Here is a 25,292-nt window from a genome sequence, read left to right on the forward strand (position 1 = left end):
ACCTCATGCGTATTACTCAACTATTATCTGATTCACCGCGTAACTCTATTCTTATTGGGCTGTGTTTCTTAGTACTGCTGATACTACCTTGGCTGCATTTAATGCCTGAAAGCTCAAGCCTGCATTTATCAGCTTACTGGATTACTTTAATTGGCAAAATCATGGCACTGGCCATGGTGGCTTTGGCGCTAGACTTGGTTTGGGGCTATGCCGGTATTTTAAGTCTTGGTCACGGCCTATACTTTGCGCTTGGCGGCTATGCCTTTGGCATGTACTTAACAAGGGAAACTGCTGGCGCGGGATTGCCTGACTTTATGCGGTTTTTAAGTTGGACAGAAATGCCATGGTACTGGGCCGGAACGCAAAACTTCTGGTGGTCAATAGCACTGGTGGTACTTGTACCTGGGCTGATTGCCTTTATCTTTGGTTTCTTTGCCTTTCGCTCAAAAATTAAAGGTGTTTATTTCTCCATTATCACCCAAGCCATGACCTACGCCGCGGCGCTGCTGTTCTTCCGTAACGAAACGGGCTTTGGTGGCAACAATGGATTTACCGGATTTACCACGCTTTTGGGCTACGACATCACTGCGTCATCAACCCGTGCCATGCTGTGCTTTACTACCGCACTTGCCTTACTGCTGTCTTATGTCGGTCTGCGATATTTAATGAATCAGCCTTATGGCCGTGTGCTTGGTGCCATTCGTGATAGTGAAAATCGCTTGCAATATTTGGGTTATCGTACGCTTTGGTACAAGCTATCTGCTTGGGTATTGTCTGCGGTGATCGCCGGTATCGCTGGGGCCTTATATGTGCCCCAAGTCGGCATCATTAATCCAGGCGAGATGAACCCTGTTAACTCCATTGAGATGGCGGTATGGGTAGCTGCTGGTGGCCGTGGAACCTTGATCGGTGCCATTGTTGGTGCTGGCGCGGTCAATGCCATTAAAACCTACTTTACGGTTGCCTATCCCGAATTTTGGTTACTTATCTTAGGTGGGTTATTTGTTGTCGTTACCTTATTTATGCCGAATGGCATTATTGGCCTACTTGACCGCTTTAAGAAGGAAAAAGAATAATGCCAAAACAATCTATTGATTCAACGACGGATACGACTGTGGCACAGCCAACTAAAACAGACCTTTTATTAAAATCACCTAAGAATGCGTCTTCAAATCAAGAAGGTGCTACAACTGCAACGACATCTACGCATAGCATAGACTCTACTCCTGTAGCGAATAATGTGACAGTAGATACTCACCCATCAGCGACTCATAACAACCCAGTGACAACGTTGGCAGAAGACTACGGCGATAGCGATGGCTTAGCGCATCCTAAACCTAAGTCAGGGCCAGATATGAGCCATGGGATTGCACTGTATTTGGAAGAAGTTAGCGTGTGGTTTGACTCGTTTCAAGCCCTTAACAACTTATCTTTATATATTGAAGAAGGCGAGTTACGCTGCATCATTGGCCCTAATGGCGCGGGTAAAACCACCTTAATGGATGTCATTACAGGGAAAACTCGTCCCACTGAAGGCACTGCATTTTTTGGTCAGGTTCATGATTTATCGAAGCTGTCTACTGAAGAGATCGCCGAAGCGGGTATCGGTCGTAAGTTTCAAAAACCAACGGTGTTTGAAAACTTTACGGTACTTGATAACTTGATGCTTGCAGCGCCTAAAGACAAACGGGTTTCAAAAAGCTGGTTTACTAAAGTTGATGCCGATACACAGAATACCCTTGATTCAACACTTGAACAAATCCGTTTAAAAGACATGCTTCATAAGCCAGCTGGGCTGTTATCTCATGGTCAAAAGCAGTGGCTAGAGATTGGGATGTTACTCATGCAAAGCCCAAAGCTTATCTTACTTGATGAGCCTGTCGCCGGCATGACTGATGCCGAAACCGAACACACCGCTGAGCTGTGTCTACGCCTTAAGAAGAACCATACCTTAGTCGTGGTTGAGCACGATATGACCTTTATCGATGCTATTAGCGAGAAGGTTACGGTATTGGCCAACGGCGCTATTTTAGCAGAAGGTACACTTGCCGAGGTGCAAGCCAATGAAGCGGTTATTGAAACTTACCTAGGTCGTTAGGTTAGTTGGTCTAATTAGGTTAATAAGAATAAACATTGACTCAATAGCAGCCCGTCACATTTAGAGCAGGATATGAATATGTTAGAAGTTAAGGCCATAAATCAATATTACGGCGGCAGTCACATCTTACGTGATGTGACATTAACCGCGCCCATTGGTGAGTGTAGCGTGGTGCTTGGGCGCAATGGTGTCGGCAAAACCACGCTACTTAAATGCTTAATGGGAATCTTACCGATTAAATCCGGACAAATCTTATTAGACGGCAAAGACATCAGCAAACTGTCTCCTGAGCAGCGTGTTCGTTCAGGTCTCGCTTATGTCCCACAAGGGCGTGATATTTTTTCTACCTTAACTGTTGAGGAGAATATCTTAATCGGTATGGCAAAATTTGGTCATCGCAAAGCCAGCAAAGTCCCGACTCATTTGTATGATATTTTTCCTGTGCTTGATGAAATGAAACACCGCCGTGGGGGGGATTTATCGGGCGGCCAACAGCAGCAGCTTGCCATTGCTCGTGCCCTCGCCTCCGAGCCAAGAGTACTAATTTTAGATGAGCCGACTGAAGGCATTCAGCCCTCTATCATCAAAGACATTGGGCGGGTTATTCAAGACTTGGGGCGTAAGGGCAATATGGCTATTGTATTAGTCGAGCAGTTCTATGAGTTTGCCGAAGAGCTTGCCGATAACTACACCGTCTTATCGCGTGGACAAGTGGTTGCCAGTGGTAGAGGTGCTATGATGGCAGAAAATAACATTCAAGAGTTGGTGGCTATCTAAATTTAATTTAACACCAAACTTTATTTATAGTGTCATAAGCCGAGCCTTTAAACGCTCGGCTTTATTGTGCCTAATTCGTAATGGCGCTGTATTACCGTATCTAAATACAATTGATTGGTAATGTGCTTGTGACTAATTTTTGCTATTATGAGCCACATCAAATAACTATGTAGACTTCACTCATGATGATTCATCCTCAATTTGATCCTGTTGCTTTATCACTGGGCCCGATCCAAGTTCATTGGTACGGTTTTATGTATTTACTGGCCTTCGCTGCCGCTTATGGATTAGCGTGGTATCGCAGTAGCAAACGTGAAGGCTGGACCACTGAGATGGTTTCAGACTTGGTGTTCTTTGGCGCACTCGGTGTCATCTTGGGTGGCCGTATTGGCTACGTCCTGCTGTATCAGTTTAGCGAATTATTAAATAACCCTACCTATCTGTTTAAGGTGTGGGAAGGCGGCATGTCTTTCCATGGCGGCTTTGTTGGTGTGGCACTGGCCATGTTGTATTTCGCTAGAAAGTACAAAAAGCCCATCTTTAACGTGCTTGATTTTATTGTGCCTTGTGTACCGACAGGCCTATTATTTGGCCGTATAGGTAACTATATCAATGGCGAGCTTTGGGGGCGTGTATCTGACGGCGGCTATAGTTGGTTAACTTATTTTCCGCAAGCAGCACAATTTGATTCTGCCTTGATTACCACCAATCCCACCATGCAAACATTAATGACGCAGGTAAATGGTAATTACCTACTGCCGCGTCACCCCTCACAGCTTTATGAGGCATTTGCTGAGGGCTTATTAACCTTTATCTTGGTCTGGTGGTTCTCATCGAAACCACGTCCACGTATGGCAGTGACTGCTTTGTTCATGCTGTGTTATGGCATTAGCCGCTTTGTTATTGAGTTCTTCCGTCAGCCCGACCCAGGATATGAGCTATTTATGGGCTGGATGAGTAAAGGTCAGTTATACACACTACCTATGATATTGATTGGCCTAGTATTAATGGTGCTGGCATATCGTAACCAAGTTTATGATTGGGGCAAATATGCGACTCCCTCATAAGCCAGTTACTGATATTATTTACTCGTAAACCAAAAAACCATCCCCATAATTCTATTGTTTAGCTTGACCGTTTTGGCTGAGTCATCGCTCAGCCCAACTGATATCTAAACAGCCATTTAACTGGCATCAACTAGCCCAATAAATGGCAGCAGTCTAAATTGTAATCGACTCTCTCACCTCATAACTATTTGATACATGACTATGATAATGACCAAAAACGAAGCCGCTTATCTAGATTTAATTCGCTATGTGCGTGATCATGGTACCGAAAAGGGCGACCGCACTGGTACTGGAACACGCAGTCATTTTGGCGCTCAAATGCGCTTTGATTTAAGCGATGGATTTCCCTTATTAACTACCAAAAAAGTACACATGAAGTCAATTACTCATGAGCTGTTTTGGTTTTTAAATGGCGATACTCATGTCAAATACTTACAAGATAATGGCGTACGTATTTGGAATGAATGGTCAACCGCAGAGCAGACCGCACGTTTTGGTCGTCCTGAAGGTGAATTGGGTCCGGTATATGGCCATCAGTGGCGTAATTATGGTGCCAGTAAAAATAGCGATGGTAGCTATAATCAAGACGGTGTTGACCAGATTAGTGAGGTGATTGAGCAAATCAAGAATAATCCAAACTCACGTCGTTTGATTGTTTCAGGCTGGAATCCTGCTGAAGCAAACCAAGTTGCCCTACCCCCTTGTCATACCCTATTTCAATTCTTTGTGGCTGATGGCAAATTGTCTTGCCAGTTGTATCAACGCTCAGCAGACTTATTCTTAGGCGTACCGTTCAACATCGCTAGCTACTCGCTACTAACCCATATGATTGCGCAGGTTTGCGATTTAGAAGTGGGCGAATTTATTTGGAGTGGCGGTGATTGTCACCTGTATCAAAACCACATCGAACAGGTTAACGAGCAACTATCGCGCACTCCTTATGAGCTGCCAAAACTGTGGTTAAATCCAGAAGTAAAAGACATTTTTGACTTTAAATTTGATGATATTCGTATTGAAGGCTATCAGTCACATCCAGCGATTAAAGCACCGGTCGCTGTGTAATCCATAGGCTTATATCAATATCAATATCAATATCAATATCAAGCAAGACAGTACTATTAAACTAAGACATACACCTTTTGTTATTCGACCTAATATTCTCATTAGTTAAAGGACATTCTCATGAGCTACGCCCACACCCAGGTTGCCCAAATCGCTGCCATCAGTAATAACCGCTGTATCGGTAAGAACAACGAGTTACCTTGGCATATCTCCGAAGACTTAAAGCACTTTAAGGCCATGACAACGGCAGAAACCGATGCCTATGTAGACAGCGGCTTAAAAGGCATTGTCATTATGGGGCGTAAGACGTTTGAGTCTATGGGTAGCAAGCCATTGCCAAAACGTGTCAACTTTATTATCAGCACCCAGATGGATTACGCTAGTAAAAAAGGCTTAGAAGGTCTAAAGGATGTGCACGTAGTACATAACTTAGACGACGCTTTGACTCATGCGGCTAATGTGGCACATGGTCTAAAGTTTGAGACCATTTGGGTTATTGGCGGTGAGAAAGTATTTAAAAATGCGATGATGTTTACCGATCGTCTTGAGTTGACTATCGTCGATACTGAGATTGAAGATGGTGATGCTTTTTACCCTGAAATTCCCGCTGACTTTGAAAAGGTTGATGAGTCTGAGTCATTCACGGATGAAGAAAATGGTTTAAGCTATAAGTTTGTGACCTATGTGGCTAAAAAAGGCTAATCATCTCGTATAGTAAGAGAAGTCTAAAGTAAATAAGCGATAAAAAGCGGTATCTGTTAAACAGACACCGCTTTTTTATTTACAACATATTAACTTAGGGTAATTTAACTAAACTACTGCGATTAATGTGACTACATCCGTGGTAAACGAGCCATCCGGCTGCACATTAAAATAGTCTTTCGCTTCTTGACCAATGCTGTGCTGTAGAGCCTGAATTGCCGTCACATAATGCTCAGGGGTGCGCATACGTGTTATCCAACTATCAAACTCTAACAGTAGCTTATGGGTCTGCATACGATTTACCTTAAGCCCAGCCTGACTAAACATCGTTTGCCATTCAGCCACCGAATAATCACGCACATGACTGTTGTCACGCAGTATCTCAATGGTTTGTAAAAAGGTATCACAAATCGGACTTGGCGGCGCCATTACATCAATCATTATTACCGTGCCATTAGGCTGACACACGCGGCGCATCTCTCGCAGCGCTTGCGGCACATCCTGCCAATGGTGCGCAGAAAAACGGCTCACTACCACATCGAAGCTATTATCATCAAACGGTAGAGATTCTGCCACGCCTTTTTGGGTAGTGATGTTATTAAAAGCCTTTTGCTGTGCAGAATCTGCCACTACTTTGAGCATATCTTCCGATAAGTCATAGGCGATGACGCTTTGGGCATGCGGTGCAGCATAAAAGCTGATATGTCCGGCGCCGCTGCCTAAATCCAATACCTTGGCATTGTCATATTGGCGTACGACCTCTTCGACTAAGCCAAACTCTTGCCCTTGCGCATGTACGCTGCTGTTTAAATACGCTTCTGCTTGTGAGCCAAATTGTCTGTCCACCACTTGGTTGTGAGTTAGGTCTTTATTACTTGAGTGAGTCATATGAATTCTCCGAGAATTTAGCCTGCCTTTTAAGAGTTATTCTTACAATAAATAATTTGACTCATAATAAATACCGACTAATTAAATACTTACATAAAACTTATTGGAATATATAAATTATATTATTAAATAAAACCCCTCTTTTAGATCGCTAAAAGAGGGGTTTGCTCATACTCAATATACGCTTAAAGGGGTCTAAATTAAAAGGTCTTAAATCGCTTTCGTGCGCTCAGTTAACCAGTTAAGCGCCTCACCTTCAACACGGCCTTTTAGCTCGTTGAAAACATGGCTATGATAGTCATTCAACCAATTAATTTCTTCTTGGTTTAAAACGCTTTTATCGACTAGGCGGGTATCTATTGGGCATAAAGTAATGGTTTCAAAGTGTAGATAATCACCGAATTCAGTCTCTGCAGGATTAGGCACAGGCTGATTGACAACCAGGTTTTCAATACGAATACCCCAACGACCTTCACGATATAAGCCTGGCTCATTACTGGTAATCATACCCACTTTCATCGCACGCTCTTTTGGCGTGGTTGCACTGTAAGCGATAACTTGCGGACCTTCATGCACGTTTAAGAAGTAACCCACGCCATGACCGGTACCATGACCATAATCCATCTGTGCTTGCCATAATGGCGCACGGCAAATGGCATCAATTAACGGAGAAGCAATCCCATCTGGGAAGCAGGCTTTTGCCAAGGCAATATGTGCTTTTAACACAATACTAAAGTCGCGTTTTTGCGCATCTGTGACATTACCGATACCGACCACACGGGTGATATCAGTGGTGCCGTTTTGATATTGGGCACCTGAGTCGATCAACAATAAACCATCACCATCAAGGTAGCTGAACTTGTCTCCAGTGGCACGATAATGCGGCAATGCGCCGTTTTCATTATAGCCTGCAATGGTTGGGAAGCTTGGTGATACATAGTGTGGTTGCTTGCTACGTACATCGATTAACATCGTATCGACATCTAGCTCGCTGAGACGCTCACCTTTATTTAAACGTGTTTCAAATTCTGAGAAGAATTCACACAATGCGGCACCATCTTGACGCATCGCTTCACGCACATGCTCAACATCGGCATCAGACTTGACTGATTTTAATAAGGTGCTTGGCGCCATGTGCTCGACCATGGCAATGTCATCGCCTAGATCATTTAACGTACCCACAGCGACTTTGTTTGGATCTAATAATAATAAGTCTTCTGGAGTCAGAGTACTTAGCGCAGTCTGAATTTGGTCGTATTCAGCGACCTCAATACCCGCCTGCTCAAGCAGCTTGGCAATATTAGCATCTACCTTTTGGGTGTCCACATATAGTGTGGCTTTGTCGGCATCGATAAGCATATGCGCTAAGAAAATCGGATTATAGTCAACGTCATTACCCCGTAAGTTGGTCAACCAAGCGATGTCATCTAAGCTTGAAATCAGATGATGACTGGCACCAATCTCTTGTATTCGTGCGCGCACGTCAGCCAGTTTGTCTTTAGCAGATTGTGATAAAAACTGTTCATCATGAGCGTATAATTTGGCACTTGGTAGTGCCGGACGATCATCCCATAATTCGTTTAATAAATCTTGCTCAGTGATGAGACGAATACCGTCTTCTTCACCCTCAGCCGCTTCTTCAAAGGCATCTAATAATCGATCTTGCTCAGCCAATGACAAGACGTTGCCATCAATGGCCACGCTATCGCCTGCTTTTAGGGTCGCAGCCAACCAGTCGGCATGATTGGGCTGACCTTTTTGCAGTTTTTGTAAGCTGATACCAGTATCTGCCAATTGATCCGCTGCTTGTACCCAGTAACGGCTATCGGTCCACAACCCTGCAAAGTCTTGTGTCACTACCAAAGTCCCGACAGAACCAGTAAAGCCTGATAACCACTGGCGACCTTGCCAATATTCAGGCAGATATTCTGATAAATGCGGATCGGCAGAAGGGACAATAATAGCGGTAATGTCGTTGTTTTTGAGAACGTCACGTAGTTTGCTAATACGCTGTTGGATAATAGATTTACTCATAATATTCCTCTGATAAAGCGCCTCTTAGATGGGCTTAAGTAATAAGATTTGAATAATTAAGATATGCGGTTTGTTGTTATAAAAGGAGCGTGTCTGCTCTAGATTGTGTTGTTTGCACTGATTTTAAACATTAAAAAACGTGCTACCGATTATGGTAACACGTTTGATTTATATAACCGTTTTCAGTTAGTAAGCAGCTTAGTATTTTGCTTAAAAAACAGCTTAAAACTTATTTATAAAACAATGCAATGAGCTATTAAACGGTTTCTCGGCGCTTGTCTTCGGCTTCACTGCGATCAAGCATAGCTCTAACCGGTTTAGAGATGGCCAATAATACCAAGGCTGTCACTACCAAGAAGATAACCATAGTGGTGAATAAGTCTGGTAAGCCATCAATAGTATCGGCTGATACATGACCGCCGAAGAATGCGGCCACTAAGTTACCCATCGCATAAGAGGTGAAGAACAGACCCATCATCTGACCTTGCATGCCTTTTGGCGCAAGTTTGGTCATCGATGATAGACCCACAGGGCTCAGTGCCAATTCACCTAAGGTTAATAATAACAAGCTACCTGTTAACCATAATGGCGATACCAAAGTGCCTGGGTTTGCTACTACCGCTTTGGCAGCAAAGGTCATCACCGCAAAGCCTGCCGCAGCCAATGACATACCTAAGGCGAATTTTGCCATACTGTTTGGCTCAATACCACGGCTGCCTAGTTTCACCCAAATGATGCTGACAATCGGGGCAAGTAGCAAAATAAAGATAGGGTTTAATGATTGGAACCAGATACTTGGAATGGTAAAGCCCATCACATTCAAGTCAGTATAACGGTCTGCAAATAAGTTAAACGAGGTTGGCTGCTGCTCAAAGCTTGACCAGAATAAAGTCGAACCGATGATTAGCAAGAAACAAATTAACAGACGTAACTTATCAGTTTTATCAAGCTTCGGTGAGAGGAACATATAAGCAAAATACAAGACAACCATACCGGCGATGATATAGGTCATATACTCGGCCACTATACTCGGGTTAAACGGCAGGATACCTGTCGCAATGACCACAACCAGTGCCGCTAATGCCGCTAAGAATACCCCGACCCAAAGACCGATGTTTTTGTGATTGCTTTTTGGGCGGTCCCATTCAGCAACTTTGCCTTTGGCGTGAAAGAAGCGATCTAAATTCTTTCTGGCAGCAAAGCGGTAGGTCAATAATGACACCAACATACCGATACCACCTACGCCGAAGCCAACGTGCCACATTTGACGCTCTTGGAAGATACCGACGATTAGTGCAGCGACTAAGGCACCGATGTTGATACCCATATAGAACAAGGTAAAGCCGCCATCACGTCGGCTGTCGCCTTCAGGATATAATGCACCGACCATCACCGAAATACAGGTTTTAAATAAACCCACACCAAGTACGATACAGATTAGACCGACGAAGAATAACGTCACTCCAAACACAGCTGACAGTGCAATACATAAGTGCCCCAAGGCAATAATAATACTGCCCCACCATAAGGCACGCTCTTGACCCAGCCAGTTATCGGCAAGCCACCCACCAGGAACGGCTGCAAGATATAACGTACCGGCAAAAATACCATAAATAGCAGATGCGGAGGAATCATCAAATCCCAAACCACCATCACTCATGGCAGCGACCATAAATAATATCAATAAGGGGCGAATACTATAGTAAGAAAAACGCTCCCACATTTCAGTAAAGAACAATGACTTCAAGGGCTGAGGGTGTCCCATAAACCCGTTGTCTAAAGATTCTAGCTCAGGGGATGACCCTGCTGACTTTGACTCTACACTCATAATTTAAATTCCTTAATTGGGTTATCCATAGCAGTCCAACCTTGAACAATGTCACCGTTAACGGGGTCAACAGCATCCTAGGCACACTACCTATTTATGCCATCATAACGATACCAATCTCAAAATACGCAGCCCACACAACATCGGAGCTCGTGTTAGTAGGCCCAAGGACTATTGATAACAATCAGACCGAGCTTTGTAGAAAACGTACTAAATTTGGGTCTTGGTATGACAATACTGAGGAATGTGAAGGGCAGTATTGCCGATTATAAGGCGTTACGTATCAGTCTTTGTCTTGCTGATATGAACTGCGTCATTGTTTCACGCAAAAATAAATGCGTAAAGACGCCACTGACAAAAAGATATAAAAAAACCCGCCCAATCTCAAGGATTAGGCGGGTTTTACATGAGACGTTGGAGAGACATGCACCAAATGTTTCTGTGTCTCAAGTTGATTATTACAGCCTTAATTCGCCTCGTTTAAACGGAGCCAAAAGGCAACCAAAAGACCAATAATAAAGCTCAATAGTTGAGATGTCTCAAGCCAATAGTTATTTATTTAAAGTCATCAGGGGTTATTGATAAGCAATCACTATCAACAACCCCTTTCAACTTATGACTAAAACTTAGCTTCTGACACACAGAAAGTAAGGTCTAAAAACAATCAACCTTCAGCAGCTAAAGGGCCGCTGCATAAATAAAGGCGCTCTCCATGTTCACAAATAATCACCTAAACAGTGAGGGCTACTCTCTTAAACCGGTGGGCTTATTGAGGAGCTTCTACTTCTACCGTATCTTCACCAACAGTCTGTGATTCAACGGCTCCTGCATTCTCTGCAGTTGGCGCTTCGTCCACTTTGACTAAGTCTACGGTTTCATCTAATTCAACATTTTCTGCGTCTGATTCTTGCGCATCCGCTTCAGATGCGTCAGCTTCTGCTACATCATCAGCAGCTGCCTCTTCTGCAGTGTCATCAGTAGCTTGCGTATCTTCAGCAGTGGTTTCAGTCGCTACTGCAGCTGCATCGGTATCTGTGCTTGCTTCTTCAGTGGTGGTTTCTTCTACAGCAGCCTCAGGTGCAACATGGTTGCCTGCAGGGCGTAAAAAGGCTGAAATACCAATAAGAAGTACAATACCCAAGAAAGCAACGATGCCGACTAGAGCAAAGAGCAGTTCTTTCTTTGGTTTATTTTGGCTTGCATCTGCCATAGGTCACCTATCTGTATAATTTGATAAAGGTTTAAGAGAGTATGTTCCGCTATCATATAGCACTTTTAATAGTTAGCAGCCGAGTACAATCTCCGCAGTGGCAGCTGTTTAGCACTATAGCATAATCGGAACCGTTCACATATCTTGCTATTATATCGCAATTTGCTACTTTTTGTGAAAATGCCCTATCCTATTTGTGGATTAACAGTCCATTTTAGTGCTGCACTGTCGATTTATATCAATCCGCTTTAAATTTCTATAAACCGATAGCCTTTAAATAAAAGGCCTAGCGGCTAGACTTGCCACGTCTGCCCAGTATACTAAGTGCCAATAATAGACCAATAAAAATTAAAATCGGATAGTTACCAAAGCGCACATAAGGCGTCATACCTGTGCGCGATTGTACTTCACCGCGCAGTACCGTGCGCTCAAATTGTGGCGCCTGCTCAACGATACGACCTTTGTGATCAATAATCGCAGTCACCCCTGTATTGGTGGCACGCATAAACCAGCGTCCGGTCTCAAGCGAGCGCATCTGCACCATCTGTAAATGCTGTAGCGGACCAGCTGAAGTACCAAACCAGGCATCGTTAGAGATGGTCAATAAAAAGTCGGTATTTTGTGCATTACGCCTTGTGGTATCAGGATACGCCACTTCATAACATACCGCAGCGCCAAGATTATGACCTCTGACCTTAAGGGGTGACTGATCCGCCGAGCCGCTGCTGTAGCTTAAGATATCCTGACTTCCGGCAAGATTTGGGAATAAATCCAGCGCCCCTTCAAATGGAATATATTCACCAAAAGGCACCAAACGCTGCTTTTTATATAGTCCATCTGCCTGAGCACCCAGAGCAATCACACTGTTATAAAACGGTGCATAATCGTCTGTTTCTGGGTCATAAGCAGCATCGTCTTTGTAAGGAATACCAGTAACCCAAGTGGTGTCGGTCTCTTTTGCAACCTTAACCACCTCAGTAATAAACGGCCATGCCTCCGTCTGGAACATAGGGATAGACGACTCCGGCCACACCACCATGTCACTACCCCACTCGGTACTACTCAATTCTGCGTAAATCTCTAAAGTGCGGTAGCGGTACTCAGTGAGCCACTTTAAATCTTGCGGAATATTACCCTGAACCAAAGACACTTTTAAATTAGGGGTGTTGGCCTTAGGCTGCGTCCAAGCAGGATTAAATAACCAAAGCCCGATACTGACGGCCAATAATACAACAGTCGCCACCAGATAACCGGCACGTTTGCGGAACGCATCGACCAAACTTGCGGACAATAAAATCGCCACAAACGACACCGCAAACACGCCAGCCACTGGCGCTAATGACGATATCCAATATTGCTCAGTAAAGGCATAGCCGACGAATAACCAAGGAAATCCGGTAAACAGCCAGGTCTTTAACCACTCCTGCACAACCCAAAGCGCGGCAAAGGCCAGTGGCTGCTTGCCCACAAAGCGGTTAAAAATCAACGCCAATACCGCATGGAATAAGCCCATACCCAGACCCATAATGGCAATTGCCAATAGCGCCAACGGCATTGGCACCTCGCCATAATCATGAATCGAGGTGTATAACCAAAACGCACCGACACACCACAGCCCCATACCGTATGCTTCACCAATTAAAAACGCACGCTTATTGCTCATCGGCGACAGCAGTAAAGCATAGAGCAAAGCTGGAGAGATTAGCGCAATAATCCAGTAGCCATAAGGCGCCAGAGACAGCATAAACATCGCCCCTGCTAGCCATGCCACAATCACCGCAATGCCAATTGGTAATTGCGCATCTTGTTGTAATTGCGTGGATTCATTGAGGCGATTTTGGACATGTTGGGTCGAGGCACGCATAACGGCTCCAGTAAATGATATGCTAAAGATGAGATACGCATAGCTTGCGCAGTCGATGCAGTGGCATGGGTAAACACGCCATACAATTATAATATGGTGCTAAAACAAATAAACATTGCCCTAAAACAAGGAGTTAACCTGCTCTATATGGGGATTTTTTGTCATAATTCAGCCAAAAACAATACTGCGTATCATAACAGCCTAAAACCAAAAAATCTTACCCAGATATAGGTTATGTAAACAGCACTGCTGCCCACGTGCAATATACTCTATAATCAACAAATGCTCGGTTGCCTATCATCACCAATGTGAATCAGCCGCCGCAGTATTCATCAATAGCAATCAAGAGGCTCATTATGCCCATGCCATCAAATCCTACGCCTACGCCAAACCAAACTATGGTAAACAATAATCGTGCTGTCAGTGCGGTCGATTTACCGGTTCATGTCTTAGCCGGTGTGGGTAGCAAGATTGAAGGTCAACTTGAGCAGTTGGGCGTGTCTCGCTTGTTCGACTTATTGTTACACCTACCGCGTGATTATGAAGACCGCAGCCGCCTTGTCGATATCAGCGACTTACAGGATGGGCAATCCGCCTTAATTGAGGGTGAAGTCACCTATGTCGATAACAAACGCAGCGGTATGACTGTGGTAGTAGAAGATGCCACCGGTGCGATTCAGCTGCGCTTTTTTAAAGTGTATTCCGGACTGGCACAAGCCATGGTACTAGGCACTCGATTGCGCCTGTTTGGCGAGGTAAAAATTAGCCGTTACGGGATGCAAATTGCACATCCTGAATACAGCGTAGTCTCTCCCGGTGCGCCTGTAGTCAATACTGGATTGCAGCCGATTTATCCGACCGTGAAAGGGTTGCATCAAAACAAACTGCGCACCTTATTAAAATTAGCATTGCACACCATTAATCAGCAAGGCATGCCAATTAGTGTGTTCAATCATAGCGACTGGGAAGCGGTCAATCACTTACCTGCCCCTCTGCCGACCAACAGTTATGGTTTGCCGATTAGCCCCTCTACGCCAAATACTGCCGTAGCGGATACACCCTCTATGACACCAAGTTGGCAGCATCTTAGTCTGTTTGAGGCGTTAACTTTAATTCATACGCCGCCGATGCATACTGATATCACCCTTCAATCGGCGCAGCTTGAACAATTAAAAGAGCGTACCCACCCTGCTTGCCAGCGCTTAATTGTCGAAGAGCTGACCGCGCATCAACTAAGTATGCTGTATCGCCGCAAGCAATTGCATCAGCATAAAGCACCTAAATGCGACAATAAAAGTCCACTTGCCACCAAGCTACTGGCAAACCTGCCCTTTGCATTAACAGGTGCTCAAAATCGTGTCATTAAAGAAATTACCAGCGATATGGCGACCTCTATTCCTATGCTGCGCTTAGTGCAAGGCGATGTCGGTGCTGGTAAGACCTTAGTTGCAGCCCTTGCTGCTTGTTATGCACTGGACAGTGGTTGGCAGGTTGCAGTGATGGCACCTACTGAAATTTTAGCCGAGCAGCATTTGATTAATTTTAAGTCTTGGTTTGAACCATTAGGTATTGGGGTTGGTTGGCTGGCGGGTAAACAAACCGCTAAACAGCGCCGTGAGGCCTTAGCCGATGTCGCAGAAAATGAGGTGCAAATAGTCGTCGGTACGCATGCGCTATTTCAAGAGGCGGTGATATTTGCCAAATTGGGTCTTGCCATTATCGATGAGCAGCACCGCTTTGGGGTTGAGCAGCGTATGGCGCTGACCAATAAAGGCGTGGCGGATAGTACGCCGCATCAGCTGATTATGACCGCCACCCCTATTCCGCGAACGCTTGCGATGAGTGCTTACGGCGATATGGACACCTCGATTATTGATGAGTTGCCGCCGGGTCGTACGCCGATTACAACGGTGACGATTGACCGTGCGCGCCGTGACGAAGTCATTGAACGTATTGCCGCCAACTGTAAAGAGGGGAAACAAGCGTACTGGGTCTGCCCTTTGGTTGAGGACTCTAGCACTCTAAATGCGCAAGCGGCAGAAGCCACCTTCGCCGATTTAAGCGCCCGCTTGGATATTCGTATTGGCATGGTGCATGGCAAAATGAAGTCTAAAGAAAAGCAGGAAATTATGGCGGCATTTAAAAACGCCGAGCTTGATTTATTGGTAGCCACGACTGTGATTGAGGTTGGGGTTGATGTACCCAATGCCTCATTGATGGTGATTGAAAATGCTGAGCGTCTAGGCTTATCACAGCTGCATCAGCTACGTGGTCGTGTGGGTCGTGGCTCGACCAAAAGCTTCTGTGTGCTGTTATACCAAACCCCATTATCCGAAACAGGCATCGAACGTCTTAACGTCTTGCGTGATAGCAACGACGGCTTTGTAATTGCCCAAAAAGACTTACAACTGCGTGGCCCAGGTGAGTTATTGGGTAAACGCCAAACGGGCAATATTGGCTATTATGTGTCTGATCTTAGCCGTGATGAAAACTTACTGATGATCGCCAGTCACCTTGCCAAACGCCTGATCAATGACGACGCGCGTAAAGCCGATGTGACGCATCTGATTCACCGCTGGATGCCTGAGGCGAGTCGGTATACTAATGTTTAAAGACCATTGAGTTCTTCCTATCTTAGAACCGATATTTACAACCTTTTTGGTATTCACATCCTAAAATCGAGTATTCCCACCTAAAATAACCCCCTACTTTTCTAAAACTAGGATTAAGAATGACTATTTAACCAAAGCTTTCAAATTGATGATGTCTCGTATTGACTCATTTTATTTAAAATACATTCTAATTGTAGCTTATCAATACAGACTCTTAATAGTTTTAAACCTTGGTTATTTATATTTTGTGTATGACGTTTATGAAATAAAAGGGTTACTCTAGCTTTAGCTTGTTAAGCATTTTTAGTTTTAGCTTGTTAAGTATTGTCTTAGTCATTATTTTTTAAATATCCCTGAATAATTTTTATAGTAACTATAGTAAAAAAAATGATAACTCTATAATATATTAAGGATAATTTTAGTTTATATACTGAATTAACATATTAAAGATCCTTATAAGGTGAGTACCTCTATGAACATTACTTCTACTGTTAAAAACCTAAGCTCTGCTATTGCTATCATTCTTTGCACAACAGCTTTAACGGCTTGTGGTGGCGGAGGCGGAGGTGGTTCAGATAGCTCAAGCAGTAATGGGACTACTCCCAATACAGACACTAAGCCCAATACTGGGTCGACACCTACTGATACATGCAATAGCGCTAATGCCAATAGTTCAGATAAACCTGATTTGGATAAAGATGGCATAGTTGATGACTGCGACACCGATATCGATGGTGATGGGGTAGTAAATGCCAAAGATGCTAAACCTAAAGATGCCACAATTGCAGGTATAAGTAAACGTGTCTATAAAGGGTATGGCTGGGGAAATATCGATGCAAATTCAACGGCTTACTTTAATGCTAAAAAAGAACTGGTAAGAGAGGATTACGTGTCCTCTATCCATCCTGATACAGCCAATCACTCTAAACGGTTTACCTATGATGATAAAGGTCGTTTAATTCGTCTTGAGGTAGCTAAAGGTACTGATAAAGGTATAGATAGGATAGAGGTGTGGGTTTATAATCAAAAAAATCAACTGATAGAGTATAAAGTTAATTCAAATGGCGACAGTATTTTCGATCAGTTGACTACTTATCAATATAATTCAAATGGTGAGATCACTAAGATAGTAGAAACTGATACAGAAGACTCTTCTAGTTGGCACAATAAAACCAAAGAGTTTATTTATAATAGCCAAAATCAACTTAAGCAAGTCAAAACAGATAAAAATAATGACGGTAGTATAGACGAAGCTTACGAGGTAACATTTGATGCTAACAACTATTTGACTAAAACTATAAGATATACGGTTGATGGTGATAACAATACTCAAACCCCCTATCAGGTCTCTACCTATACTTACGATGACCAAGGTAACGTATTAAAAGTCACATCTGGACGTGCAGATTATGAAGGTGATATGGATACAACCACTTATCGTTATGATGCTCAGAAGCACATTGTTAGAGAAATGCTAAGCCGTTATGGGTCAGATACTCCTGTTATGGACACTAAGGTGACCTATAACGGTAATTTAGCGACGGGTTCTGTTATCACCTTTAATAATTTTGATAGTAGCAATGTGCAAGATGTCTCTAATCGAGCAGAGTACAATAGCTCGGGCTTCTTAACTAAAGTTACTGAAGATGTGAGCTTAGATGGAAAAATTGATAAAGAGATTACTTATAGTTATGAGGGCAGTGTACCCTTGCACTATAATATTGCGCCTTTCTTAAACCTTGGAGCGTCTTTTGTCATTACGCCGACAGCAAAAAGTGTATTAAGCGATATACCGGTAAACTATACCGCTGATACCATTAAGAATTCTTGTTATATTGGTTACTGTTAGTTCTAAACAGATAGGTTTTAGGCGTTTCATGTGTGGGTTTAGTTTTCTAGACCCACGCTACTGGGGCTACTGGCTATTATGAAAAATACTATTGATAGATTATTTAGACCATAAAAAAGAGGACAGCCAAGCTGTCCTCTTTTTGCTGCAATCAAACAGGTAGATTATTTCTTCTTCTGTTTTTTAGATTGCTTCTTATCCTTCTTGAGCTGTTTTTTGACTTTCTTAAGCTCTTTTTTCTTTTGCTGAATTTCTTTTTTGGCTTCTTTCTTAACCCTTTTGATGTCTTTTTTCAGCTCTTTAATATCTGACTTCTTAGCCATATCAAACTCCTTGGTTAATGAATGGAACTCTAAAACCTTACCTCTTGTCACCTGTTTCACGTGAAACAATTCATCCTTGATGACAAGAACCATATCTTGATAGTAGCAAACCCCCAACTTAACTCAAGTCCTTACTGTATGAGCTCTGTAATATTAGGTAAGGTCTGTATTGGCTTTGAGCCAGCTTTACATTACTTCTACCACATTAAATCATCTGGGATGACGTAAGCGGCGTATGGATCATCTTCGACTGGTGTGTCTGCCGCTTTATCATTAGACTCAACGATAAAGCCTTCTAACTTCTCATTAATCCGATCCGCTAAAGGCCGTGGTAATAAAGCGTAACCGTCCTCCAATCGAGCAATAGATACGTGACCGGCGACGATTTGGTCAAATAGCTTTTGGGTAATATGTAGCTTCTTGATTTTAGAGTCATCAACAAAACGATATTCAACCTCACCACCCGTTTCGGGTATTTGATGCTGATTAATCATTTGAATAATATTGGCGCGAAGCGTTTTCTCCTCTAATGCTTGCTGTCTTTCTTGATTTAGCTTTTGGTCTTTTTCAAGCTTTTTCGCTTGCGCTTCAGCCACCGCTTTTTTGACTTCAGCATCTGGCGCATTGCCCGTGCGTTTGGCATGCTGAGTCTGCTTACTTAATTTTTTGGCTTTTTTGCTGTCTACCAATCCCGCTTTTAACAGTTGAGCTTGAAGGGCATTTTTAGCCATAATCACATTACCTAAATAATAAATATTGAATCAAAAATAGTATAACCATATGGTAGCAAGTTTTAACGGCGTATGTCATTAACTATGGAATTGTCTTTTGCGAAGATTAGTATCGTTTTCTATGAAGCCTATTGTCTTCTATTAAGTATGTGACTGTCTTGTATGACATAGCCTAACTTCACTTTGAGAGGTTTATTGCAGTGCCATAAACCAATACCACAAACCAAATGTTTCGCATAACGACGTCGTTAGTGGCATAATAAATTTACATAACTGCCAGCATTGTCTTCTATGAAACACTTAACGCTTGCCACAATTTATAAGCAACCTGATTATATTAACCCTATAAGTCATATTGGTTCACAAAAATGCCCCCTAGACTCTTCTCATACCTACCCTCGCCCTCATCGGCCCCCTATAGATGACACCGATAAACCTCAAGTATTGATAGACAATGCACCCGTTGATTTTTTATTGGATATTATCGACAAACAATGCGAGTTTAAGGTATTAAGCGAGCAGGTGTGGCAACTGCGCTATTTTATAGAGGGTCCTTATGAGCAGATTTTATATGTTAGCTTTGCCAGCTGTACCGCAGACCACCCCGATATCTTAAGTTATCTGCCCGAGCAATGTGATAAGCATATCACTGAGTTTATTACTGAACCACAAAAACTGGTGAAGGCTACTTTTATTGAGACTCACCAATACGAGCCCACCAATGCTGTCATTCATAATGCCTCATATCTCGTTCGTAACACTTCCTCATTGGTATTTGACACTCTAACTCAGCACTCTGACCGTTTTGTTCATGTTGATGGTCGAGGTTCGGTATTGCTAACGCCGAACTGTGAACATGTTCATACTTTTTACATGCAAGTAATTCTGCTGGCACTGGCAAAGGCTTACCTACTGGCAACGTCTGCTATTGTCAGCGAGCTTGGGGAATGTTGTGAAGACTTTACGCCACTACGCCAGTTATATCAGCAAGCCGTTACTTTTAATGCCAAAAGCTATTTTGTCTGCCCTGTTAAAGTTAATCGATATGATGCCTACACCTTGTGGCAAGATATCCGAAAAACAATGCCAATCGATGATATTAATAATGAAATTGTACAACAGGTACAGTCCATTCATCGTCTGCTAGTGGAACAAGAAGAAGCTTTAGAGCGTCAAACTGAGCTAAAAATCAGCCAACGTCTCGGCTGGATGGGTGTAGGTATCGGTACTTTATCGTTGGTGAGTGTCTTTGAGATTACACCGCAAAAGGTAACCGAATTTTTAGGAAGTTGGTGGGAAATATTGTTTTAGTAGCTATAAGTCGCTACTCAAACACATAGTCGTTCTAAGAACATAGGCGTTCCAAGCAATTAGGCGTTAAAGTAACTCAGTGTTGACAATGGTTTTACTGAAATAGTTTTCAAAATGGTTAACAGAGAAAACGGTTAATAGAAATAATAGCTTTTAGATATAAAGGATTCGAGACAAAGGTTTTTTAAACAAAAAAAGCTGCGTTTACAAGCGCAGCTTTTTGTAAAGCTTTTAAATATATCTATGGTCAAATATTTATACTATACGAGTTACACGTATAAGACCTATACATTGTTGAAAGACCTACAATTCAATAAACTGAAACCTTCGACTATTTATTGACTACTTTTAGTAACTCAGTAACACTTAACTTACCGAACTCATTAGCAGCAAGGGGACCATCACCAGAAATTAGTTTTCTATCTTGATGAGTATGTCCAATAGCCAATTTATTAGTAATAGTTACCCCTAAGGCTTCTAGTTTCTCACCAAAGTACCATGACATCTCACTCGGTAGATAACCTAATTTTGGCATCTGTTTATCCATTACATCGGGAAATGCGACCATTTCATAGCCTTTAAAGATAAAATCTCTATCCGATTTATTTGGATTACTAGGCGCATCAGGGCTGTCCAAGTCCGCAGACAGTAAAGCTGCCGGTCCGTGGCAGATTGCTAAAGTGAATAAGTCATTATTATGACCCCAGCGCAGCAGTTCACCTAGGTTCTTGTCCTCAGGCAATCCTAACATAGCCCCATGCCCGCCCGGTATAAAGATGGCGGCATAGTCATCGCTATCTACCATATTATTTTCAACAAAATCAGCTATGCTGTTTGGTTGTTCAAATTTTGACTGGTATTCAGCATAGATATCTTTAACATTATCATCCTCTTCAGGCATAGCCCAGGTTTCAATCTGTACAGGCTTTCCTGTTGGGGTAAATACGTCTACATCAAAGCCCGCTTTTTTGAAATGCAGCATCGGTACCATCATTTCAATAGGCTGATTGCCTGTTGCGAACTTTTTACCATCCGCCATTGTCATGTATTGTTGTTCAGTACAAACCATGAGTATTTTTTTATCACCAGTATAAGGGGTGTCAAACTCAGTATTGTCATAATCACTTTTATTTGGTGCTGCCAGTTTCAGTGCAGATTCCGCGGGAATATAAACGCCCTCTTCAATCTCCTGTGGTTCAAGTCCTAATGTATCCTTTAACTTATTTAAAGTATCTTTTATATTCATAATAATTTGTCCTGATTTGTTTAATTCGTTACGTTAGAGTTGTGTGAGTCATTGAACTAAAGTAGGCAGTGTTATCTGTCTTTATATCTATAAAAGATAAGTTTATCTATCAGATTAGAAATTATGTGACCTATCAACAACAAGCCATACCTACTTGAGACACTATTTTTCTATTTGTCGTATTTCATTATTTTGCCATGTCTTATGTTGTGACTCTTATTATTATGTCAAATATTGAAATATCCAATTCACTAGTTTATACCCATTTAATTTAACAAATCACTGAGTTATTAAATAGGCATTAGTTTTAGTATTTCGTAAGCTTTGTAGGTTAAGCGTAGTTTAGGGTATTATTTTAAGTGACCAGTATTATATGTTTGAGTCGCTAGTGACATAAAATTTATTAGCACTATAGTTTTTCATTCGCTAGCGAATATTATTTTATAGAGGCTTTAAATTAGAAAGTACTTTAGGGGCTGTAAATGAGTACATGAGCTTTAAATTCGTAGAGTACAAATAGTCAAGCTAAGGCTTTATACAATAAGCAGGAACAACATATGCAAGTACAAATAGGTGACTTTCACCGCACTGAACATCAGGTTACTCTGTCTGTTATACAAGCTGATATCACCACGCTTAAGGTCGATGCCATCGTCAATGCAGCCAATTCTAGTTTACTGGGGGGCGGCGGCGTGGATGGTGCCATTCATAGAGCCGCAGGCCCCGAGCTACTTAAGTATTGCCGTACTTTAAACGGATGCCAAACGGGGGAGGCTAAAATCAGCCCAGGATTTAAACTACCGGCCAAGTATGTGATTCATACTGTCGGTCCGGTCTGGCACGACGGCAGTCAAGGTGAGCCTGAATTACTCGCCAGCTGCTATCGAAACTGCATACGATTGGCTGAGGAAAATGAGCTCGCCAGCATCGCTTTCCCCGCCATTAGCACCGGTGTCTATGGCTATCCTATCGAGAGTGCGACACAAATTGCAATCGAGAACGTGATAGACAGCTTAAAACAGGCAACTCTATCAGGAAGTTCAGAAAGTGCCATTAAAGAAGTCATTTTCTGCTGTTTTTCTGCTGCGGATGCAAGCGTCTATCAGCAAAAGCTTGAGGCGATTTGAATCTTATGAGCACGATTGAACCCTACTTAGATTTATAGTGCCCAAAATCATAGCGGATTTTCTGATCGCGTATTTCACCGATGAACAATCGGTGAAAGTTGGCATGTAGATATTTACGACTGGTGCTTAAAACGCCATCTTGTTTTAAGCGCCTTGGATCAAAAGTGAAGCTCAAACGCAGCATACGAAACTTAGTGATGCGGCTGGCTCGATTGACATAATCGCAGTCCTCGCACAGGCTAATCGTGGTATCGAAACCTTTGATAGCATCATGCAAGGTTTTGGTCGAAAATAAGCACGCGCCGATGGCTGTTGGAAACACAAATTGAGTCACCCCAATGCCAATATTAAACAGCTTATAGCCAAGACTATAACATTTGGGCAATCCTTTTGGCGACAGATACACTCCTGCCACCTGTAGCTGCTGTGCCTTAAGCTGCTGCATCGCTTTTTGCAAAAAGTTGGGGGTGAGGCGCACATCTGCATCCAGAAAAAGCAAACGCTCATTATTAGCCAAACTTGCGCCTGTATTGCGCCCCAAACACACGCCTCTTGTGGTCATCTGCTCAATATGAAGCTGCGGTAAACGTGCCACATAACCCTCAGCGATGGCGCAGGTGTCATCTTCGCTGTTTGAATCCACAAGAATGACTTCGAAGTCTTTATACGTTTGCTGCGCCAAGTCCTCGAGCAAATTGCCTATTCGCTCGGCTTCATTTAAGGTAATAATGACGATACTGAGTGAAGACACGCGGCCATCCTCTATTGCTGCGCCCATACATCAGACATATAGGTACATAGATAAGTTGAGTAAGGTCAATCAGTTAGGCGCATGCCTATTCTCGATTGACCTTACCCATGCTACGACTTAATTATGTCAATATGATTATGCAAGCCAATTATGATGGTAAGGATGACTTTGTACCTTCGAGAGCTTATAAAACCTTAAGTGGCGGCTTGTTTAACGAAGCGCCTTTCAGTTAAGCCACGTCTTGCGGCCAAATCTTACCTGGATTTAAGATATTTTTCGGGTCAAGCGCCTGTTTAATTGCCTGCATCACTCCAACCGCATCACCATGCTCATACGCCATATATTTACGCTTGCCCTGACCGATGCCATGTTCACCAGTACAGGTGCCATCCATATCAATCGCACGTTTTGCCAAGCGTCCGATTAATGCTTCTGCAGTTTCTATTTCTTCAGGGTTGCTGGTATCCACAAGGAGTAACACATGGAAATTACCATCGCCGACATGCCCCACAATAGGCCCGACCATGCCAGAAGCTTCGATGTCTTTGGCGGTCTCACTGACGCATTCCGCCAATCTCGAAATAGGCACACAGGCATCGGTCGATAAGGCACTGGCTTCAGGGCGCAGTGCACAGCTGGCCGGATAAGCGTTGTGACGCGCATGCCATAATTTCTTCCGCTCGGCCTCATTGGTATCCCATGCAAAGTCTGAACCCCCGCAGTCTTCAACAATCTCACTAAAGATTTGCGCCTGCTCTTGCACGCCGGCGGTACTACCATGGAACTCGACAAATAAGGTCGGCATCTCTTTAAGGTTCAAATTGGAATATTGATTACACGCTTTGACTTGCAAGGTATCTAACAGCTCAATACGCGCAATTGGCAGACACATTTGGATGGTCATCATTGTGGCTTCGCACGCTGCTTCTACAGTTGGAAAATGACAGATACCACTGCCAATGCATTCGCTAATACCAAATAGCTTTAAGGTGATTTCAGTGACCACGCCAAGGGTGCCCTCCGAACCGATAATCAAACGGGTTAAATCATAGCCGGCCGCTGACTTTTTGGCACGGCTACCTGTCTTAATAATCTTACCATCAGCGGTAACTACTTCTAGGGCTAGTACCACATCTTTCATTGTGCCATAACGCACCGCATTGGTGCCTGACGCACGGGTTGCAACCATCCCTCCAATAGTGGCATTCGCACCCGGATCTATTGGGAAAAATAAACCGGTATCGCGCAGATAGTGATTGAGCTGCTCACGAGTAACCCCCGGCTGTACCGTCACTGTTAAGTCTTCACTGTTTACCTGAATAATCTCGTTCATCTCGCTCATGTCAATGCACAGGCCACCATAAGGGGCATTTAACTGACCCTCTAGCGATGAACCAATACCAAAGGCAATCACTGGCATCTGGTACTCATTACAAATAGCGACAGCTTTAGCAACGTCCTGTTTATCACCTGCTACAAGAACAGCATCTGCCGGCTGATTTTTAAGCCAAGTCATGGTATGAGCATGCTGCTGGCGGGTCGTCAGATTGACAATGAGCTGATCGCCAAACTGTGTTTTTAGTTCTGCAATGGCGTCTTGATAGCGCTTGTCTCGCTCAGTATCTGCTGTACAGTCTTGAGCCGGTTGTAAGGTGGCAGTTAATTTATTGGCAGGCATGGTGACACTCCTATAATGACTATTGTGCAGTTTTGCTCATGAGCCGTATAAACCGCTTGTTTTATTCATAATTTTACAATTAATTTTAGTAATAGCGATTGACTATGGTGATTAAGTTTTCTAGAATGAAGTAA

Annotated in this window: 21 protein-coding genes; 11 read left to right on the forward strand and 10 right to left on the reverse strand. The window is 43.2% G+C overall.

Translation table 11 applies throughout. From position 1 onward, the window contains the following. Positions 1-5 precede the first annotated feature (5 nt). From urtC to AC2SLM_RS08240, 6 genes are all read left to right on the forward strand, one after another. A complete protein-coding gene (gene urtC, locus AC2SLM_RS08215; protein WP_486542578.1) occupies positions 6-1,076 on the forward strand; it encodes an urea ABC transporter permease subunit UrtC in 1,071 nt (356 codons plus the stop codon). Beyond that, the gene (gene urtD, locus AC2SLM_RS08220) at positions 1,076-2,098 is read left to right on the forward strand and encodes an urea ABC transporter ATP-binding protein UrtD (RefSeq protein WP_486553145.1); all 1,023 of its coding nucleotides are present in this window, start codon (positions 1,076-1,078) and stop codon (positions 2,096-2,098) included. The genes urtC and urtD overlap by 1 nt, the downstream gene beginning before the upstream one ends. Before the next feature lie 78 nt (positions 2,099-2,176). Beyond that, complete coding sequence (gene urtE, locus AC2SLM_RS08225) at positions 2,177-2,875, forward strand: urea ABC transporter ATP-binding subunit UrtE (RefSeq protein ID WP_486542583.1); 699 nt, start codon at positions 2,177-2,179, stop codon at positions 2,873-2,875. 182 nt (positions 2,876-3,057) lie between these two features. Further along, positions 3,058-3,942, forward strand: a complete 885-nt coding sequence (lgt, locus tag AC2SLM_RS08230; protein ID WP_486542585.1) for a prolipoprotein diacylglyceryl transferase — start codon at positions 3,058-3,060, stop codon at positions 3,940-3,942. Positions 3,943-4,143: 201 nt separating this feature from the next. Continuing rightward, positions 4,144-5,004, forward strand: a complete 861-nt coding sequence (locus AC2SLM_RS08235) for a thymidylate synthase (RefSeq protein WP_486542587.1) — start codon at positions 4,144-4,146, stop codon at positions 5,002-5,004. Between the two features lie 120 nt (positions 5,005-5,124). Next, complete coding sequence (locus AC2SLM_RS08240) at positions 5,125-5,706, forward strand: dihydrofolate reductase (RefSeq protein WP_486542590.1); 582 nt, start codon at positions 5,125-5,127, stop codon at positions 5,704-5,706. 108 nt (positions 5,707-5,814) lie between these two features. Here AC2SLM_RS08240 and AC2SLM_RS08245 read toward each other — a convergent pair whose 3' ends face one another. From AC2SLM_RS08245 to lnt, 5 genes are all read right to left on the reverse strand, one after another. After that, complete coding sequence (locus AC2SLM_RS08245; RefSeq protein ID WP_486553147.1) at positions 5,815-6,594, reverse strand: class I SAM-dependent methyltransferase; 780 nt, start codon at positions 6,592-6,594, stop codon at positions 5,815-5,817. Positions 6,595-6,804: 210 nt separating this feature from the next. Beyond that, positions 6,805-8,628 (reverse strand): aminopeptidase P family protein, encoded by a 1,824-nt coding sequence (locus AC2SLM_RS08250; protein WP_486553148.1) that lies wholly within the window; start codon positions 8,626-8,628, stop codon positions 6,805-6,807. 256 nt (positions 8,629-8,884) lie between these two features. Continuing rightward, positions 8,885-10,456 carry a peptide MFS transporter gene (locus tag AC2SLM_RS08255; protein ID WP_486553150.1) on the reverse strand — a complete coding sequence of 524 codons (1,572 nt, stop codon included), beginning with the start codon at positions 10,454-10,456 and terminating at the stop codon, positions 8,885-8,887. A 766-nt stretch (positions 10,457-11,222) separates the two neighbouring features. After that, positions 11,223-11,666, reverse strand: a complete 444-nt coding sequence (locus tag AC2SLM_RS08260) for a hypothetical protein (protein ID WP_486553152.1) — start codon at positions 11,664-11,666, stop codon at positions 11,223-11,225. A 286-nt stretch (positions 11,667-11,952) separates the two neighbouring features. Further along, a complete protein-coding gene (gene lnt, locus AC2SLM_RS08265) occupies positions 11,953-13,530 on the reverse strand; it encodes an apolipoprotein N-acyltransferase (protein ID WP_486542607.1) in 1,578 nt (525 codons plus the stop codon). 356 nt (positions 13,531-13,886) lie between these two features. On the opposite strand from lnt, the gene recG reads away from it, so the two are divergent. Both recG and AC2SLM_RS08275 read left to right on the forward strand, forming a co-directional pair. After that, complete coding sequence (recG, locus tag AC2SLM_RS08270; RefSeq protein ID WP_486553154.1) at positions 13,887-16,142, forward strand: ATP-dependent DNA helicase RecG; 2,256 nt, start codon at positions 13,887-13,889, stop codon at positions 16,140-16,142. Positions 16,143-16,614: 472 nt separating this feature from the next. Then, positions 16,615-17,991 (forward strand): hypothetical protein, encoded by a 1,377-nt coding sequence (locus tag AC2SLM_RS08275; protein ID WP_486553156.1) that lies wholly within the window; start codon positions 16,615-16,617, stop codon positions 17,989-17,991. A gap of 164 nt (positions 17,992-18,155) precedes the next feature. Here AC2SLM_RS08275 and AC2SLM_RS08280 read toward each other — a convergent pair whose 3' ends face one another. Together AC2SLM_RS08280 and AC2SLM_RS08285 are read right to left on the reverse strand one after the other, a co-directional pair. Next, complete coding sequence (locus AC2SLM_RS08280) at positions 18,156-18,314, reverse strand: hypothetical protein (RefSeq protein WP_486553157.1); 159 nt, start codon at positions 18,312-18,314, stop codon at positions 18,156-18,158. A gap of 197 nt (positions 18,315-18,511) precedes the next feature. Beyond that, the gene (locus AC2SLM_RS08285) at positions 18,512-19,045 is read right to left on the reverse strand and encodes a DUF2058 domain-containing protein (protein WP_486553159.1); all 534 of its coding nucleotides are present in this window, start codon (positions 19,043-19,045) and stop codon (positions 18,512-18,514) included. A 291-nt stretch (positions 19,046-19,336) separates the two neighbouring features. On the opposite strand from AC2SLM_RS08285, the gene AC2SLM_RS08290 reads away from it, so the two are divergent. Then, positions 19,337-20,356, forward strand: coding sequence for a hypothetical protein (locus AC2SLM_RS08290; RefSeq protein ID WP_486553161.1), 1,020 nt, complete (start codon positions 19,337-19,339; stop codon positions 20,354-20,356). A 331-nt stretch (positions 20,357-20,687) separates the two neighbouring features. Here the strand turns inward: AC2SLM_RS08290 and AC2SLM_RS08295 are convergent, their stop codons facing one another. Next, on the reverse strand, positions 20,688-21,602 hold the full coding sequence (locus AC2SLM_RS08295) for a DJ-1/PfpI family protein (RefSeq protein ID WP_486553163.1): 915 nt from the start codon (positions 21,600-21,602) through the stop codon (positions 20,688-20,690). Between the two features lie 557 nt (positions 21,603-22,159). On the opposite strand from AC2SLM_RS08295, the gene AC2SLM_RS08300 reads away from it, so the two are divergent. Then, positions 22,160-22,729 carry an O-acetyl-ADP-ribose deacetylase gene (locus AC2SLM_RS08300; protein ID WP_486553165.1) on the forward strand — a complete coding sequence of 190 codons (570 nt, stop codon included), beginning with the start codon at positions 22,160-22,162 and terminating at the stop codon, positions 22,727-22,729. Positions 22,730-22,751: 22 nt separating this feature from the next. Here AC2SLM_RS08300 and AC2SLM_RS08305 read toward each other — a convergent pair whose 3' ends face one another. Further along, positions 22,752-23,507 carry a glycosyltransferase gene (locus AC2SLM_RS08305; protein ID WP_486553167.1) on the reverse strand — a complete coding sequence of 252 codons (756 nt, stop codon included), beginning with the start codon at positions 23,505-23,507 and terminating at the stop codon, positions 22,752-22,754. A gap of 80 nt (positions 23,508-23,587) precedes the next feature. Between AC2SLM_RS08305 and AC2SLM_RS08310 the strand changes: the two genes are divergently transcribed. Next, the gene (locus tag AC2SLM_RS08310; protein ID WP_486542623.1) at positions 23,588-23,713 is read left to right on the forward strand and encodes a hypothetical protein; all 126 of its coding nucleotides are present in this window, start codon (positions 23,588-23,590) and stop codon (positions 23,711-23,713) included. On the opposite strand, the gene AC2SLM_RS08315 is transcribed toward AC2SLM_RS08310, so the two are convergent. Then, complete coding sequence (locus AC2SLM_RS08315) at positions 23,710-25,158, reverse strand: FAD-binding oxidoreductase (RefSeq protein ID WP_486553169.1); 1,449 nt, start codon at positions 25,156-25,158, stop codon at positions 23,710-23,712. The genes AC2SLM_RS08310 and AC2SLM_RS08315 overlap by 4 nt on opposite strands. Positions 25,159-25,292: the final 134 nt, after the last annotated feature.

Source organism: Psychrobacter sp. CX16 (assembly GCF_057396245.1).

Coding starts and splice junctions, on each gene's coding strand:
- urtC (WP_486542578.1), top strand. CDS start 6: ATGCGTATTACTCAACTATTATCTGATTCACCGCGTAACTCTATTCTT.
- urtD (WP_486553145.1), top strand. CDS start 1,076: ATGCCAAAACAATCTATTGATTCAACGACGGATACGACTGTGGCACAG.
- urtE (WP_486542583.1), top strand. CDS start 2,177: ATGTTAGAAGTTAAGGCCATAAATCAATATTACGGCGGCAGTCACATC.
- lgt (WP_486542585.1), top strand. CDS start 3,058: ATGATGATTCATCCTCAATTTGATCCTGTTGCTTTATCACTGGGCCCG.
- AC2SLM_RS08235 (WP_486542587.1), top strand. CDS start 4,144: ATGATAATGACCAAAAACGAAGCCGCTTATCTAGATTTAATTCGCTAT.
- AC2SLM_RS08240 (WP_486542590.1), top strand. CDS start 5,125: ATGAGCTACGCCCACACCCAGGTTGCCCAAATCGCTGCCATCAGTAAT.
- AC2SLM_RS08245 (WP_486553147.1), bottom strand. CDS start 6,594: ATGACTCACTCAAGTAATAAAGACCTAACTCACAACCAAGTGGTGGAC.
- AC2SLM_RS08250 (WP_486553148.1), bottom strand. CDS start 8,628: ATGAGTAAATCTATTATCCAACAGCGTATTAGCAAACTACGTGACGTT.
- AC2SLM_RS08255 (WP_486553150.1), bottom strand. CDS start 10,456: ATGAGTGTAGAGTCAAAGTCAGCAGGGTCATCCCCTGAGCTAGAATCT.
- AC2SLM_RS08260 (WP_486553152.1), bottom strand. CDS start 11,666: ATGGCAGATGCAAGCCAAAATAAACCAAAGAAAGAACTGCTCTTTGCT.
- lnt (WP_486542607.1), bottom strand. CDS start 13,530: ATGCGTGCCTCGACCCAACATGTCCAAAATCGCCTCAATGAATCCACG.
- recG (WP_486553154.1), top strand. CDS start 13,887: ATGCCCATGCCATCAAATCCTACGCCTACGCCAAACCAAACTATGGTA.
- AC2SLM_RS08275 (WP_486553156.1), top strand. CDS start 16,615: ATGAACATTACTTCTACTGTTAAAAACCTAAGCTCTGCTATTGCTATC.
- AC2SLM_RS08280 (WP_486553157.1), bottom strand. CDS start 18,314: ATGGCTAAGAAGTCAGATATTAAAGAGCTGAAAAAAGACATCAAAAGG.
- AC2SLM_RS08285 (WP_486553159.1), bottom strand. CDS start 19,045: ATGGCTAAAAATGCCCTTCAAGCTCAACTGTTAAAAGCGGGATTGGTA.
- AC2SLM_RS08290 (WP_486553161.1), top strand. CDS start 19,337: ATGAAACACTTAACGCTTGCCACAATTTATAAGCAACCTGATTATATT.
- AC2SLM_RS08295 (WP_486553163.1), bottom strand. CDS start 21,602: ATGAATATAAAAGATACTTTAAATAAGTTAAAGGATACATTAGGACTT.
- AC2SLM_RS08300 (WP_486553165.1), top strand. CDS start 22,160: ATGCAAGTACAAATAGGTGACTTTCACCGCACTGAACATCAGGTTACT.
- AC2SLM_RS08305 (WP_486553167.1), bottom strand. CDS start 23,507: ATGGGCGCAGCAATAGAGGATGGCCGCGTGTCTTCACTCAGTATCGTC.
- AC2SLM_RS08310 (WP_486542623.1), top strand. CDS start 23,588: ATGCTACGACTTAATTATGTCAATATGATTATGCAAGCCAATTATGAT.
- AC2SLM_RS08315 (WP_486553169.1), bottom strand. CDS start 25,158: ATGCCTGCCAATAAATTAACTGCCACCTTACAACCGGCTCAAGACTGT.